Genomic DNA, 14,486 nt, shown 5'->3' with positions numbered 1-14,486 from the left:
GAAACGGTTCCACTGCGTGGCTTTTTTGCAACGCGGTATGACCGAGTGTGTCCATGACACTTCCCGACTCGCCAATGTCACATATCCGAAATATTCGAAGTGCAGGGCCGGATTAACACGACATGAAGTCGCGAAATTCGGAGCCGCGGGCTCTCAAAGGGGTAATTACTGATGCGGAACAACCTTTTCCTGGGTGTGGCAGTCGTTGCGCTCGTCGCACCTGCCGCCGCCATGGCGCAGGACACGACGGCGACGATCCGCGGTTCGGTCCAGTCTGCCGGCGTACCCGTCAACGGCGCCACGGTGGTCATCACCAACGTCCCGTCAGGCACGCGCTCGACCGCGACGACCGATGCGAGCGGGACGTTCATCGTCACCGGCCTGCGCGCCGGCGGCCCGTTCACCGTCGACATCGCGTCGGCGCAGGGCAGCACCAGCGTCACCGACATCTTCACCGTCATCGGCCAGCCGTTCGATTTGCCGATCGAACTGGCCGCAGGGGGCACCGCATCCAGTGACGAGATCGTCGTCACCGCATCGTCGATCCGCGGCGCCGGCACGTCGTCGGATGGCCCGCAGACCGTGCTCAGTGCACGCGACATCAGCAAGGTCGCCTCGGTCAACCGCGACATCCGCGACATCCAGCGTCGCGATCCGTTCGCCACTCTCGATCTGTCGAACAATCGCGCCGTGTCGTTCGCCGGTAGCAACCCACGCTTCAACCGCTTCTCGATCAACGGCGTGTCGGTCAGCGACAATTTCGGCCTGAACCCCGATGCCAGCCCTACCGCGCGCGGTCCGATTCCCTTCGACGCCATCGCGCAGGTGTCGGTCTCGATCGCGCCGTATGATTTCCGCCAGGGCAATTTCCAGGGCGGCGCAATCGACGCGACGCTTGCGTCCGGCACCAACGACTTCCACGGCACCGGCTTCTACTCGCAGAACACCGACGGCCTGTACGGCAAAAAGATCGGCTCGTTCACGCGCCCCGACACGAACTTCAAGTCGGAAACCTATGGCGCGACGTTGTCGGGCCCGATCATCAAGGACAAGCTGTTCTTCATGGTCTCGGCCGAGCGCAACACCGAAGCCCGCCCGCTGACGATCGCATCGCCGTCGCAGGTGCCGTTCGGCACGGGTAACTTCCTGACGACCGCCCAGGTCGACAACGTCGCCGCCATCGCTCAGTCGGTCTATGGCTATGACGCGGGCGAGATCCTCTCGATCGCGCAGCAGAAGGACGAGAAGATCGTCGGCAAGCTCGACTGGAACATCACCGATGGCCAGAAGCTCGCATTGTCCTACGTGAACGCGTTCGACTCGTTCGTCGTCAGCGGCAGCAACTCGCAGTCGGCCGCGTCGCCGGGCTTCTCGCTCGACTCCAACGGCTACAAGCTGGGTGAACTGCTCCGCGCCGGCATCGCACAGCTGAACTCGGATTGGTCCGACACGTTCTCGACCGAAGTCCGCGGCACGTACAAGAAGTACACCCGCACCCGCGATCCGCTGCGCGGCAACGATTTCGCCCAGTTCCGCGTCTGCCTCGATCCGACCTCGGTCGGCACCGGCGGCCAGGCTCAGTCGTGCAGCACCGGCACCCCGGTCATCGCATTCGGGCCGGACGCTTCCAGCCAGTCGAACACCTTCGCCACGGAAACGTTCGGCGGATCGGCGTTGGCCAACGTCACGGTCGGCGACCACAGCATTCGCCTGCTCGGCGAATTCTCGCGCGTGACGATCAAGAACCTGTTCCTTCAGAATTCCGCCGGCTCGTATTATTTCGACTCGCTTGCCGATTTCCAGGCGCGGCGCGCTAACCAGGTGACCTACCAAGACGCCGTCTCGCTCAACACGGACGATGCAGCGGCAGACTTCGGGTATCAGCAATATACCTTCGGCGCACAGGACAGCTGGCGCGTCAGCGATACGCTGAACCTGACCTACGGCGCACGCTACGACCTGTACGACATGCAGAGCCGCATCCCGTACAACGCCAACTTCCAGAACCGCGTCGGTTTTGCGAACACCAAGAACTTCAAGGGTCTGGGCGCGTTCCAGCCGCGCATCAGCTTCGACTTCAAGCCGCCGGTCGCGCGCCTGAAGCTGCGCGGCGGTGCCGGCATCTTCGCTGGCGGCGCACCCGACGTGTACCTGTCGAACAGCTTCTCGAACACCGGCGTGGTCACCAACTCGGTGACCGTCAACCGGATCACCAGCGGCGCGTCGGCCTATAACCAGCCGGTCGCCGTCGGCGATGCCGCGCTCAACAACGTCAATGGTGCCGCCATTCCGGCGGCACTCGCAAACTATCTGTCGACCAGCACGGGCTCGCTCAGCACCGCGCCGGTCAATGCGATCGATCCGAGCTTCGACATCCCGTCGACGTTGAAGGCGACCTTCTCCGCCGATTATGACCTGTTCGGCATCGAGTTCGGCGCCGACTATATCTATTCCAAGGTCATCCAGCAGGTTCAGTTCAGCGACGCCCGCTCGGTGGTGATCGGGCGCCTGCCCGATGGCCGCCCACGCTATGCCGCACGGACCAACGCCGGCGGCATCAGTGTTACCGATCCGAACACGGATATCGTGCTGGGGAACACCAACCGCGGCCGCGGTCATGTGTGGGATGTCCGTGCCTCCAAGACGTTCGACTGGGGTCTGTCGCTCGGCGGCAGCTACACGTGGCAGGACGTGAAGGATGCAACGCCGGCCACGTCGTCGACCGCACTGTCCAACTATGGCAACGCGGCGATGGTCGATCCGAACTTCGCGGCGTATGGCCGGTCGAACGACGAAACACGGTGGGCATTCAAGTACAACATCGGCTTCGATCATGCGTTCTTCGGCGACTATCGTACCGCGATCCAGCTGTTCGGCGAGACGCGCGCAGGCCGTAACTACAGCTTCACGATGATCGACCAGAGTGGCGGTACCAGCAACCGCAGCCCGGTGTTCGGCACGCTGTCGAACAACGGTCGCTACCTGCTGTACGTGCCGACCGGCGCAAACGATCCGCTCGTCAGCTACGACACGCCGGGAACGCAGACTGCGCTCGATAACCTGATCAACAAAACCGAGCTGAAGGACTATCGCGGCAAGATCGCAGGCCGCAACATCGCCCGCAGCCGTGCCTTCACGCGTATCGATCTCCATCTCGAACAGCAGGTTCCGACCTTCATCGGCGGATCGCGCGTGACGATCTTCGGCGATATCGAGAACCTTCCGAACCTGCTCAACAGCAAGTGGGGCGGTCTGCGTCAGCTCGCCTTCCCGTCGACCGCGTCGGTCGTTCAGGTTCAGTGCCTTGCTGTCGCAACCGCGACCGGCGCTCCGGGCGTCGTCAACACTGCCGCAAACCAGACGTGTACGCAGTATCGCTACTCGTCGTTCATTGAGCCGGCGACGGCTCGCGCGCCGGTATTCAACGGTTCGCTGTACCTGATCCGTATCGGCGCACGCTTTACCTTCTAAGCTACGCTTGACGTAATCGGTCGAACCGGGCCGCCGTTCCTCTAGGGGAGCGGCGGCCCTTTTCGTTACAGCATCACTAAAGATACGCGGCTCACGGGTTTTGCGTGTCCGTTGCGCCGCGTGTAAGACCGCGGGCCAATGGCTATTTCCTCCGCCCCGTCCCCCGGCCAAACCCGGCGGCTGCCCTTCACCGCGCGACCGTTCTTCGAGAACAAGGCGCGGGCGTTCTGGATCCTCCAAGCGGTTGGCTGGAGCGGGTATCTGTTGCTGCGCGGGGTGGTGTCGATCTCGAACGGGCTGTCGCTCGACGGGGTGATCCCGGTGATCGTCGAGGCGATCGTCGGATATTGCATCACGCTGCTGCTCTCGACGATGTACGGCCAGTATCGGCAGATGAACCGGCTGGTCGGCATCTTCCTGACGATCGCGACGCTCGCCGCCGCGACGTTCCTGTATGCGGTGCTCGACGCGTTCACCTTCTCGTTCATCGCGACCGCGACGCCGGGCGTGACTCTGACGCGGCTGCTCGGATCGGTGTACGTCACCTTCACCGTGCTGTTCGGATGGTCGGCGCTGTATTTCGGGATCAACTTCTACCTGATCGTCGAGCAGCAGATCGACCAGATGGAGCATCTGGAGAACCAGGCGTCGTCGGCGCAGCTGGCGATGCTGCGGTATCAGCTCAACCCGCATTTCCTGTTCAACACGCTAAACTCGATCTCGACGCTGGTGCTGCTCAAGCAGACCGAGCGGGCGAACGCGATGCTCAGCCGGTTGTCGTCGTTCCTGCGCTATACGCTGGCGAACGAGCCGACCGCGCACGTCACCGTCGCGCAGGAGGTGGACCAGCTGAAGCTGTATCTGGAGATCGAGAAGATGCGCTTCGAGGATCGGATGCGGCCGAAGTTCGACATCGATCCGCGCGCCGAACGCGCCCGGCTGCCGTCGCTGCTGCTGCAACCGCTGGTCGAAAACGCGATCAAATACGCCGTCACGCCGCAGGAGGAAGGCGCCGAAATCTGCGTCGAAGTGCGGCTCGCCGGGGAACGCGTGCAGATCGCCGTATCCGATACCGGTCCGGGCTTGATCGAGGGCCGGATCGGTTCAAGCCAATCCACAGGCGTGGGGCTCGCTAATATTAGAGACAGGTTGGCTCAGGCATATGGGCCCGACCATCGTTTCGAAACCCGCTCCACGCCCGCTGGCGGCTTCTCGGTCGAGATCGAGATTCCGTATCAGCTTGAAGACGTGAACAGAGAGGCCGCATGACCATCCGTACCATTCTCGTCGACGACGAGCCGCTGGCGATCCAGGGGCTGGAACTCCGACTCCAGGCCCATGAAGACGTCGAGATCATCGAAAAATGCTCGAACGGCCGCGAAGCGATTCGCGCGATCAAGACGCACAAGCCCGACCTGGTCTTCCTCGATATCCAGATGCCGGGGTTCGACGGGTTCTCCGTCGTACAGGGCCTGATGGAGGTCGAGCCGCCGCTGTTCGTGTTCGTCACCGCGTATTCGGACCATGCTCTGCGCGCGTTCGAGGCTCAAGCGGTCGATTATCTGATGAAGCCGGTCGAGGAATCGCGGCTGGCCGATACGATCGAGCGGGTTCGGCAGCGTTTGAGCGAGAAGCGCGGCGTCGAGGAGGTCGATCGGTTGCGCGAAGTGCTCGCCGATGTCGCGCCGGATGCGGCGGCGGACATGCCGGATGGGGACGCTGTGTCGGCGAACCGGTTCGAGAAGCTCATCAACATCAAGGATCGCGGGCAGATCTTCCGCGTCGATGTGGATACGATCGAGCGGATCGATGCGGCCGGCGATTACATGTGCATCTATACTGGCGATAATACGCTGATTTTGCGCGAGACTATGAAGGATCTGGAGAAGCGGTTGGATCCGCGGCGGTTCCAGCGGGTGCATCGGTCGACTATCGTGAACCTGGATCTGGTCAAGCAGGTCAAGCCGCATACGAACGGGGAATGCTTCCTAGTGCTGAATTCCGGGGCGAGCGTGAAGGTGTCCCGGTCGTACCGCGATGTGGTTGCGCGGTTCGTTCACTGAGTTCGAGCCCGTCGTCCTAGCCGCGTCCCCGTCATCCTGACGAACGCGGGGGGGTGTGGTCGGGGCGAGCTTTCGGGAGCGTGCTCTTCCACCTCCGTCCTTGCCGATCGAGGTCCCGACTTTCGTCGGGATGACGGGGGTGCGCTCCCTTAGCGGGCGGTTCCCCCGTTTCCCGTGGCCATTAACCAGTCCCTAAACCCCGCGGCTTAGAGCGGGGGGATGAAGACGTCGGGTTACGGCCTTTATCCCCATGCGCTGATCAGCCTGCCCGCTTTGGTGATGGCGACGTCGTGCGTGCCGGCGGACCGCCCTGCGGCGATCGCCCGGGCCCAGCCGGAGCGGAACTCTCGCGCGTTGTTGGCGCGAATGGCGCTGCATGTGCCTGACGACATTTCGGCGAAGGCGGCACAGGCCGCTACGGATACCGCGTTTGCCGGGGCCGCCCCGGTCGTCGCGCCACCATTCTCGACCGTCGCGCAATCGACCGACGATGCCTCGCGCGCGGCCGACTGCCTGACCGCTGCTGTATATTACGAGGCACGGTCGCAGTCGGAGGACGGCCAGCGTGCAGTGGCGCAGGTCGTGCTGAACCGCGTGCGCGACCGGGCCTTTCCGAACAGCGTTTGCGGGGTGGTGTACCAGGGGGCAGAGCGGCGGACCGGGTGCCAGTTCAGCTTTACCTGCGACGGCTCGATGAACCGTGTGCGCGAGCCGGGGGCTTGGAATCGCGCGCGGGCGGTTGCGGCGGCAGCGCTTGAGGGGAGCGTTTATGCGCCAGTCGGGGCGGCGACGTCGTTTCATACGACCAGCATTTTGCCTTGGTGGGCGTCAAGTCTTGCGCGGATCACGACGGTTGGGGCGCATGTGTTCTATCGCTGGCAGGGGGCGTTGGAGCGGGCTCTGACGTTTCGGCAGGCTTATGCTGGGGTGGAGCCTGGGGTCCGGAGTGTTGGTTTGGCGAGCGATGGTGGTGTGGCGGTAGCCGCGGCGCCGGTTGCTGGCGTTTCGGTGCATTACGGCAACCGGGACGACGTTGCGGACTCGGGTGCGGAGCCGGCCGATGCGCTGCATGGGGTGACGGTGCACCGGGGTTTGCCGCGCTCCGGCTCGACAATGGCCGGCGCTGCGGTCGTGCAGACGCGGTTGGTTTCGGGGGTGCGGGTTCACGTTGGTGGGCGGGCAGCTGCGATGATCGGTAGTGGTACCGGGGGCGCCGCGGTCGTTTCAGACGAAATCTAACCACTCCGAGGATACCACCCCGGCGGAGGCCGGGGCCCAATTGGGGAACGTTGCTAACGGCGGATGGCGCTCCGTTACGACCACCTTTCCACTTGGGCCCCGGCCTTCGCCGGGGTGGTAGTAATGCGGGATAGTTTTGGTGGCGGGACTGCCCCTTCTTGTTCCCCCGCGGAGGCGGGGGTCCAGGGTATCGGGCGGTGGCGTTTGTGGTCCTGGGCCCCCGCCTTCGCGGGGGAACAGCTTCTTCCAAAGGAGCTCTCGCCGCTCCATCGCGAGAGACACCCCTCCCCTCGCAAAACCATGCTGCATCTGCTAACGGCACGCGCATGCTGAACCTGAACAATATCACGGTGCGCCTGGGCGGACGGGTTATCCTCGATGGCGCCACCGCCGCGTTGCCGCCGGGCTCGCGCGTCGGGCTGATCGGGCGCAACGGTGCAGGCAAGTCGACGATGGTGCGCGTGATCGCAGGACAGCTCGAGCCCGACGACGGTTCGGCCGACATGCCGAAGGGTGCGCGGATCGGTTACCTCGCGCAGGAAGCGCCGCACGGCGTGAAGACCCCGTTCGAGACTGTGCTCGAAGCCGATCTGGAGCGCGCCGCGCTGATGATCGAGAGCGAGACGAGCGAGGACCCCGACCGGCTCGGCGACGTGTACGAGCGGCTGATCGCGATCGACGCCTACACCGCGCCCGCCCGCGCCGCGCAGATCCTGCTCGGCCTCGGGTTCGACGAGGACATGCAGGCGCGGACGCTCGACAGCTTCTCGGGTGGCTGGAAGATGCGTGTCGCGCTCGCCGCTCTGCTGTTCTCGCAGCCGGACCTGCTGCTGCTCGACGAGCCTTCGAACCATCTCGATCTCGAAGCGGTGATGTGGCTGGAGGACTTCCTCAAGGGCTACAAGGCGACGATCGTGGTGGTCAGCCACGAGCGCGATTTCCTCAACAACGTGGTCGATCACATCCTGCATCTGCAGGGCGGCAAGATCACGCTGTATCCGGGCGGCTACGACGCGTTCGAGCGGCAGCGCGCCGAGCGGCTTGCGCAGATCGAAGCGGCACGCGCGAACCAGGCGGTGCAGCGCGAGAAGCTGCAGGAATATATCGCCAAGAATTCCGCGCGCGCCTCGACCGCGAAGCAGGCGCAGTCGCGGCAGAAGATGCTGTCGAAGATGCAGCCGATCGCCGAGAGCTACAACGATCCGACGCTGTCGTTCGGCTTCCCCAACCCGACCGAACTGCGGCCGCCTCTGATCACGCTCGATATGGCAACGGTGGGCTATGCCGACGTGCCGATCCTGAAGCGGCTCAACATGCGGCTCGATCCCGACGACCGGGTCGCGCTGCTCGGGCGCAACGGCAACGGCAAGACCACGCTCGCGCGGCTGCTGGCGGCGCAGCTGACGCCGATGGACGGCGAGATGTCGTCGTCGGGCAAGATGAAGGTCGGGTATTTCACCCAGTATCAGGTCGAGGAACTCGATCCGACCGATTCGCCGATCGAGCATATGTCGCATCTGATGAAGGGCGCGACGCCGGCTGCCGTGCGCGCGCAGTTGGGGCGCTTCGGCTTCTCCGGCGACAAGGCGACGACGCGGGTCGGCAAGTTGTCGGGTGGCGAGCGGGCGCGTCTGGCGCTGGCGCTGATCACGCGCGATGCGCCGCATCTGCTGATCCTCGATGAGCCTACCAACCATCTGGACGTCGATGCGCGTGAGGCTCTGGTGCAGGCGCTCAACGCCTATACCGGCGCGGTGGTGCTGGTCAGCCATGATCGGCACATGCTGGAGCTGACCGCGGACCGGCTGGTGCTGGTCGACGACGGGACGGCGAAGGAATTCGACGGCAGCCTCGACGATTACATCGCATTCGTCCTGAAGGGCGATGGCGGCAAGGGCGATGCGGCGTCGAAGGCCGACAAGAAGGCGGGGAAGAAGGCTGCGGCTGAGGCAAAGAGCAACGATGCGGCGCTTCGGAAGGCTTTGCGCGAGATCGAGGAGCAGACCGCGAAGTTCACCAAGGAGCGGAATGCTCTGGATCGCGCGATGGTGGATCCGGCGAACGCGGAGCCGCGGTTCTCGCGGATGTCGATGGGGGATCTAAGCAAGCGTCGCGCCGAGGTGAATGCGAAGCTCGAGGCTAGCGAGGCGAAGTGGCTGGAGGCTAGCGAGGCTCTGGAGGGCGTGGAGGCTTAAGGCCCCCCGCTTCCGGCTTCGCATCTCACTGCACCGCCACCGCCCTGCCACCACCGTCATCCCAGCGAAAGCTGGGATCTCCCCGTTCGGGGCCCGGCGTCCGCCAAGCGGGATACCCCAGCTTTCGCTGGGGTGACGGACTTTGGGTTGCGGCTATATTGCCGCGACGTTCCGCGCTTCCATGTTCTCCCGCGAAGGCGGGAGCCCAGTCTGGGTCCCCGCCTTCGCGGGGAAACATGCTTGCCTTGGTTCGGAGGCAGACTCCGCGCTCTTCAGGCTCAGCCCTCGTCGGTGTCCGCGCCGGCTGCCGGCCGCTCGAACCAGGCCTCGACCGGCCCGACCAGCTTCAGCGTCAGCGGGTTGCCGTTGCGGTCGACCTTCTTGCCGAGCGCGACTCGGATCCAGCCTTCCGAGATGCAATATTCCTCGACGTCGTGGCGGACCTTGTCCTTGAAGCGGATGCCGATGCCGCGTTCGAGCAGGTCCTGCTGGAAGAACGGGCTGCGCTGGTTGATCGACAGGCGATCGGGGGGCGTGTCGCCGGTTGCGGCCGGGGTAGCGGCGGCTTCGGTCTCGGGGGTGTTTGGCGTGTCGGTCATGGTCGCGCGTCTAGCGGCAAGCACCGGGGACGCGCCAGAAAAAAGGCACTGGACGCAAAAGAGGCGCCGGGATTGCTCCCGACGCCTCTCCGCAACCTCATGATCGGATCAGCTGCAAACCTGAACCGCGACCCGGTCGCCGTAATAGGGGTCGACCCGCCACTCGTTCCAGCACCGCGGACGGTAATCCTCGCGGTAGTAGGTGCGGACCGGCGGGCTGTAATAGGCCACCGGTGGCTGCGCGTAATAGCCGCCATTGTAATACCCGCGGTCGTAATACCGATTGCGGTTGTTGCTGCTGGCGATCGCCGCGCCGACACCCAGGCCGAGGATGCCGCCGAGCACCGCTGCGCCGGCTGCATTGCCGCCGCCACGATGGCCGTGCCAGCCGCCGCCATAGCCGCGCCCATAGCCGCCGCGTCCCCAACGCTGCGCGTCGGCTGGTGCTGCTGCCGTCAGAGCCGTTGCGGCGAGTGCTACGCCGAGGCCTGCTTTCTTGAAAAATCCGTTCATCTCTTCCGAACTCCGTTACTAGTTACGCCCGGTCCGCTTGGGACAAACGCATAAGTGTCCGACCGTGTTTCAGGGTTTAGGCGATTCGGTCTGAACTGGTTCGGAACGGGCTGTTAACCCACGGTATAGCTGCCCACCCCTGCTGCGGTCGGTCCCGCGAGGGGACTCGGCGTTGTGCCGCGACACTGGGCTTCGTTTACGAATATGGGATAGGGTGGCGGGATGCGCACGATCATGCCGATGCAGGCGATAGCCTTTGCCGTTCTGGGTGGCAGTGCCGTGCTGATCGGCGGGCTAGCGTTATCCGGATCGCCCGTTCGCGTGCGCGCAACAGAACCGACGTCGGTCGCCAAACCCGTGGCCGTAGCGTCAAAGCCCGTACCAGCGCCGCCGCCGGCGAACGCAGCGCCGGACCCTGCCGAGGGGTATGTCGTCAAGCGCGTGCTGGACGTGCCTGAGCCGCTCCGGCACGGCGCCTATTACTGGGATACTGAGGGCGTGCCCGAGGGACCTATCGTGATTACCGTCGACCTCGTCGCGCAAACCTTGTCGATTTTTCGCGCGGGCTACGAGATCGGGACGGCTGCGGTGATTTATGGCGCTGACGAGAAACCGACACCGCTAGGCGTGTTCAAGATCACGCAGAAGGACGCGCATCATGTGTCGAACCTTTACGGGGCGCCGATGCCGTACATGCTGCGGCTGACCAACGACGGCGTCTCGATCCACGGCAGTAAGCTGATGGATGGGAAATACGCCACGCACGGGTGCGTGGGGGTGCCGACTGCGTTTGCTAAGCTGATCTTCGAGCAGGTTAAGCTGGGGGATCGGGTTATTGTAACGAGTGGCGAGATGTTGGCGCGGGGTGGGCGGATTACTGCTGCTTGAGGGTGGGCGGTTTCGGACGGTAGCGCACCGTGCCCTCACCTTCGCAACCTTCGGCGTCTCTTCCTCTCCCGGTGGGCGAGGATTTTGGGAACAACCTAAAGTCCTAGCAGCAGGCACCTCCCCGGCGAAGGCCGGGGTCCAGTTGGGGGACCTCGCTGACGAAGGGCAGCGCCGAGTTACTGCGACCTTTCCACCTGGGCCCCGGCCTTCGCCGGGGAGGTACGTCGGTTTGGTCCTGCCCGCTCGCGTTGCCGCCAGCGTGAATGCTGCCTTTCGGCTTTCTCGCACAAACAAAAAGGGCCGGAGGTTTCCCTCCGGCCCTTCTGCATTTTCTCGCCCAGCGCGACACGGCAAAGCCGCGTCGTCGGACCTCGCCTGAGCGAGGCCGGCCGAGCTTGTAAGCTTGGCCGGCTCCGCCGAGCCAGGCTTACGCGCTCTGCTTAGCCCGGCTCGCGCGCTTGCGCTCGTTGGCATCGAGGAAGCGCTTGCGCAGGCGGATCGACTTCGGCGTGACTTCGACCATCTCGTCGTCGTCGATGTACGCGATCGCCTGCTCCAGCGTCGCGCGCTTCGGCGGGGACAGGCGGACCTGGTCGTCCTTGCCGCCCGAGGCACGGAAGTTGGTCAGCGCCTTGGTCTTCATCGGGTTGACCTCGAGGTCGTCCGGCTTGGCGTTCTCGCCGACGATCATGCCTTCATAGAGAGCCTCGCCGTGGCCCACGAACAGGATGCCGCGCTCTTCGAGCGGACCCAGTGCGTAGTTATTCGCCTCGCCCGAACCGTTCGAGATCAGCACGCCGTTCTTGCGACCCTCGATCGCGCCCTTGTGCGGACCGTACTTCTCGAACAGCCGGTTCATGATCCCGGTACCGCGCGTGTCGGACAGGAATTCGCCATGATAACCGATCATCCCGCGCGACGGCGCCGAGAAGGTGATGCGGGTCTTGCCGCCGGTCGACGGACGCATGTCGGTCAGTTCGGCCTTACGGGTGTTCATCTTCTCGACGACGGTGCCCGAATGCTCTTCGTCGACGTCGATGATGACGGTCTCGTACGGCTCGGTCTTCTTGCCGTTCTCGTCCTCGCCGAACAGCACGCGCGGACGCGAGATGCCCAGCTCGAAGCCTTCGCGGCGCATCGTCTCGATCAGCACGCCCAGCTGAAGCTCGCCGCGACCGGCGACTTCGAAGCTGTCCTTGTCGGCCGCCTCGGTCACCTTCACGGCGACGTTCGATTCGGCTTCGCGGAACAGGCGCTCGCGGATCATGCGGCTCGTCACCTTGCTGCCCTCACGGCCCGCCATCGGCGAATCGTTCACGGCAAAACGCATCGACAGCGTGGGGGGATCGATCGGCTGCGCGTGCAGCGGCTCGGTCACCGTGATGTCGGCGATCGTGTCGGCCACGGTCGCGACCGAGAGACCTGCGAGCGAGATGATGTCGCCGGCCTTGGCTTCGTCGACCGGAACGCGCTCGAGGCCACGGAACGACATGATCTTGGACGCACGACCGGTCTCGATGATCTTGCCGTCGTTATCGAGTGCGTGGATCGCCTGGTTGGTCTTCACGGTACCCGAATTGACGCGACCCGTGAGGACGCGGCCGAGGAACGGATCGCGGTCGAGCAGCGTGACGAGGAAGGTGAACGGCACGCCGGCGACTTCCACGGCGGGCGGGGGCACGTGCTTCACGATCGTCTCGAACATCGGGATCAGCGTGCCTTCGCGCGCGTCCATGTCGGTCGAGGCATAGCCGTTGCGACCCGATGCGTAGAGCACGGGGAAGTCGAGCTGGTCGTCGTTCGCGTCGAGCGACACGAACAGGTCGAACACTTCGTCGAGCACTTCCTGGATGCGCGCGTCGTTACGATCGACCTTGTTGACGACGACGATCGGCTTCAGGCCGAGTGCCAGCGCCTTGCCGGTGACGAACTTGGTCTGCGGCATCGCGCCTTCCGACGAATCGACCAGCAGGACGACGCCGTCGACCATCGACAGGATGCGCTCGACTTCGCCGCCGAAATCGGCGTGGCCGGGCGTGTCGACGATGTTGATGCGGATGCTCTCGGACTCGCCGGGAGGGGTCCAGTCGACCGAGGTCGGCTTGGCGAGAATGGTGATGCCACGCTCTTTTTCGAGGTCGTTCGAATCCATTGCGCGCTCTTCGACGCGCTGGTTGTCGCGGAAGGTGCCGGACTGGCGGAAGAGCTGGTCGACCAGCGTCGTCTTGCCGTGATCGACGTGCGCAATGATCGCCACGTTGCGGAGGCTCATGAATGTATTCTCTTGATCGAGGAACGGGGTTGGCGCGCGCCATAGCGTAATTGTTGCGCCGCGGGAAGATGCAGCGGCATTTCGTCGCCTTTAGAGGGAACCTCCGCGGCGCTTGTATGTTCCGGCGGCGAGAATAGCACGGGGATCGCGGACCGCCAGCATTGCCCTCAGCGCGGCGTGCTTGTCAGGGGCGGCAGCATAGTAACGCTGCCAGATCCGCAGCCCCATCCAATAGCCGAGTTCGGGTGGCCAGCCGGCGGGCGGCGTGGAGTAGTTGCCGATCCAGCGGGCGTATGCCTTGGCTTCGGGCGAGCCTTCCTCGGGGTCGTCCTTGTCGGTGAGCTTGCGGGTGAGCGCGATGTCGGCCTGCATCTGGCGCCAGAGTTCCGCCTCGCGAGGGGTAGCCCAGGTGGCGCGGGGGGCATCGGGCTCCTCGCCGGTGACGAGTTGCGCGATGAAGTCGGCGGCCCCCTCGACCAGGATCGCGGTGAGCAGGGGATCGCGGGCGAGCGTCATGCCGGCGTCCTGCTGGAAGGAATGCACCGTCTCGTGTGCGAAGAAATGGCGGAGCGTCTGGCGGAGTTTCTCAGGCGTCGGCGACATGCGGCACAGCACTTCGAGCCCGAGCACCTGCGCGCCTGGCTTGGCGGTGCCGCCGGACGTGTTCGCGCCGAAGACTATATAGACCTGCGGTAGCTTCACGTCGGGGAGCGCGCCGTGGAGGCCGAGATAGATCGCGCGGAGATCGGCGGTGGCGGCCTTGGCGGCGGGGAGGCAGGTCTTGATCGCCTGCGCGTAGCGGGTGGGGTTGGCGGCGATGGCGCGCGCTAGCGTGTCCTCGTCGACGATGCGGCCGGGGGTGAAGACGCCGATCCCGAAACTGCCCTTGTCGAGATAGTCGCGCTTGAGTTGCGCGGCGGTGGGCTTGCCTTTGGTCTTGGCGAAGAGGGTCGCGAAGCGGTCTGCGTCTTCGGTGTGGATCGTGGCGGTTAGCGGGTCGGCTGGCGGAGGGCGATTCGTGGCCGTCGCGGGGAGGAGCGCGAGCGCGAGGATCAGCGGGCGGAGCATGGTGCAGAGTATCGCGTGTTCGCCGGGGCGCCAGAGCAGATATTGCAACCCTCCCCCGCCAGGGGGAGGTGTCGCCGAAGGGGACGGAGGGGGAGGACACGGAGCAGAGGTTGGCGCGTGCCTCCCCCTCCGTCAGGCTGACGCCTGCCACCTCCCCCTTGCGGGGGAGGATCGTGAG

The 14,486-nt window shown here is 64.7% G+C and carries 10 protein-coding genes; 6 read left to right on the top strand and 4 right to left on the bottom strand.

Annotation, left to right across the window (positions count from 1 at the left end; all coding sequences use genetic code 11):
- Positions 1–171: 171 nt before the first annotated feature.
- From C8J46_RS08145 to C8J46_RS08125, 5 genes are all read left to right on the top strand, one after another.
- Entirely contained in the window at positions 172–3,471 is a 3,300-nt protein-coding gene (locus C8J46_RS08145) for a carboxypeptidase regulatory-like domain-containing protein (protein ID WP_132737360.1), read from the top strand.
- 138 nt (positions 3,472–3,609) lie between these two features.
- A complete protein-coding gene (locus tag C8J46_RS08140) occupies positions 3,610–4,740 on the top strand; it encodes a histidine kinase (RefSeq protein WP_132737357.1) in 1,131 nt (376 codons plus the stop codon).
- Complete coding sequence (locus C8J46_RS08135; protein WP_031393111.1) at positions 4,737–5,534, top strand: LytTR family DNA-binding domain-containing protein; 798 nt, start codon at positions 4,737–4,739, stop codon at positions 5,532–5,534. The genes C8J46_RS08140 and C8J46_RS08135 overlap by 4 nt, the downstream gene beginning before the upstream one ends.
- A 219-nt stretch (positions 5,535–5,753) precedes the next feature.
- Positions 5,754–6,773, top strand: a complete 1,020-nt coding sequence (locus C8J46_RS08130) for a cell wall hydrolase (protein WP_132737354.1) — start codon at positions 5,754–5,756, stop codon at positions 6,771–6,773.
- A gap of 326 nt (positions 6,774–7,099) precedes the next feature.
- A complete protein-coding gene (locus C8J46_RS08125; RefSeq protein ID WP_132737350.1) occupies positions 7,100–8,968 on the top strand; it encodes an ABC-F family ATP-binding cassette domain-containing protein in 1,869 nt (622 codons plus the stop codon).
- A 278-nt stretch (positions 8,969–9,246) separates the two neighbouring features.
- Here C8J46_RS08125 and C8J46_RS08120 read toward each other — a convergent pair whose 3' ends face one another.
- The gene (locus C8J46_RS08120; RefSeq protein ID WP_132737347.1) at positions 9,247–9,567 is read right to left on the bottom strand and encodes a DUF3297 family protein; all 321 of its coding nucleotides are present in this window, start codon (positions 9,565–9,567) and stop codon (positions 9,247–9,249) included.
- Positions 9,568–9,675: 108 nt separating this feature from the next.
- Positions 9,676–10,080: a hypothetical protein gene (locus tag C8J46_RS08115; protein WP_132737344.1), complete on the bottom strand. Its 405-nt coding sequence runs from the start codon at positions 10,078–10,080 to the stop codon at positions 9,676–9,678.
- A 222-nt stretch (positions 10,081–10,302) separates the two neighbouring features.
- Here C8J46_RS08115 and C8J46_RS08110 point away from each other — a divergent pair, with 222 nt between their 5' ends.
- On the top strand, positions 10,303–10,968 hold the full coding sequence (locus C8J46_RS08110; protein WP_243643281.1) for a L,D-transpeptidase family protein: 666 nt from the start codon (positions 10,303–10,305) through the stop codon (positions 10,966–10,968).
- A 427-nt stretch (positions 10,969–11,395) separates the two neighbouring features.
- Here C8J46_RS08110 and typA read toward each other — a convergent pair whose 3' ends face one another.
- Together typA and C8J46_RS08100 are read right to left on the bottom strand one after the other, a co-directional pair.
- Entirely contained in the window at positions 11,396–13,240 is a 1,845-nt protein-coding gene (gene typA / locus C8J46_RS08105) for a translational GTPase TypA (protein ID WP_056051990.1), read from the bottom strand.
- Positions 13,241–13,330: 90 nt separating this feature from the next.
- A complete protein-coding gene (locus C8J46_RS08100; RefSeq protein WP_132737341.1) occupies positions 13,331–14,308 on the bottom strand; it encodes a DUF2268 domain-containing putative Zn-dependent protease in 978 nt (325 codons plus the stop codon).
- Positions 14,309–14,486: the final 178 nt, after the last annotated feature.

The sequence above is a fragment of the Sphingomonas sp. PP-F2F-A104-K0414 genome, from assembly GCF_004340945.1.
In the GTDB taxonomy this organism is placed as follows: domain Bacteria; phylum Pseudomonadota; class Alphaproteobacteria; order Sphingomonadales; family Sphingomonadaceae; genus Sphingomonas.
This window is presented reverse-complemented; position numbering and strand designations above follow the sequence as displayed.

What these genes read in the sequence shown, in the direction of transcription:
- C8J46_RS08125 (WP_132737350.1), top strand. Translation starts at nt 7,100, where the DNA reads ATGCTGAACCTGAACAATATCACGGTGCGCCTGGGCGGACGGGTTATC.
- C8J46_RS08115 (WP_132737344.1), bottom strand. Translation starts at nt 10,080, where the DNA reads ATGAACGGATTTTTCAAGAAAGCAGGCCTCGGCGTAGCACTCGCCGCA.
- C8J46_RS08145 (WP_132737360.1), top strand. Translation starts at nt 172, where the DNA reads ATGCGGAACAACCTTTTCCTGGGTGTGGCAGTCGTTGCGCTCGTCGCA.
- C8J46_RS08100 (WP_132737341.1), bottom strand. Translation starts at nt 14,308, where the DNA reads ATGCTCCGCCCGCTGATCCTCGCGCTCGCGCTCCTCCCCGCGACGGCC.
- C8J46_RS08130 (WP_132737354.1), top strand. Translation starts at nt 5,754, where the DNA reads ATGAAGACGTCGGGTTACGGCCTTTATCCCCATGCGCTGATCAGCCTG.
- C8J46_RS08135 (WP_031393111.1), top strand. Translation starts at nt 4,737, where the DNA reads ATGACCATCCGTACCATTCTCGTCGACGACGAGCCGCTGGCGATCCAG.
- C8J46_RS08140 (WP_132737357.1), top strand. Translation starts at nt 3,610, where the DNA reads ATGGCTATTTCCTCCGCCCCGTCCCCCGGCCAAACCCGGCGGCTGCCC.
- C8J46_RS08120 (WP_132737347.1), bottom strand. Translation starts at nt 9,567, where the DNA reads ATGACCGACACGCCAAACACCCCCGAGACCGAAGCCGCCGCTACCCCG.
- typA (WP_056051990.1), bottom strand. Translation starts at nt 13,240, where the DNA reads ATGAGCCTCCGCAACGTGGCGATCATTGCGCACGTCGATCACGGCAAG.
- C8J46_RS08110 (WP_243643281.1), top strand. Translation starts at nt 10,303, where the DNA reads ATGCGCACGATCATGCCGATGCAGGCGATAGCCTTTGCCGTTCTGGGT.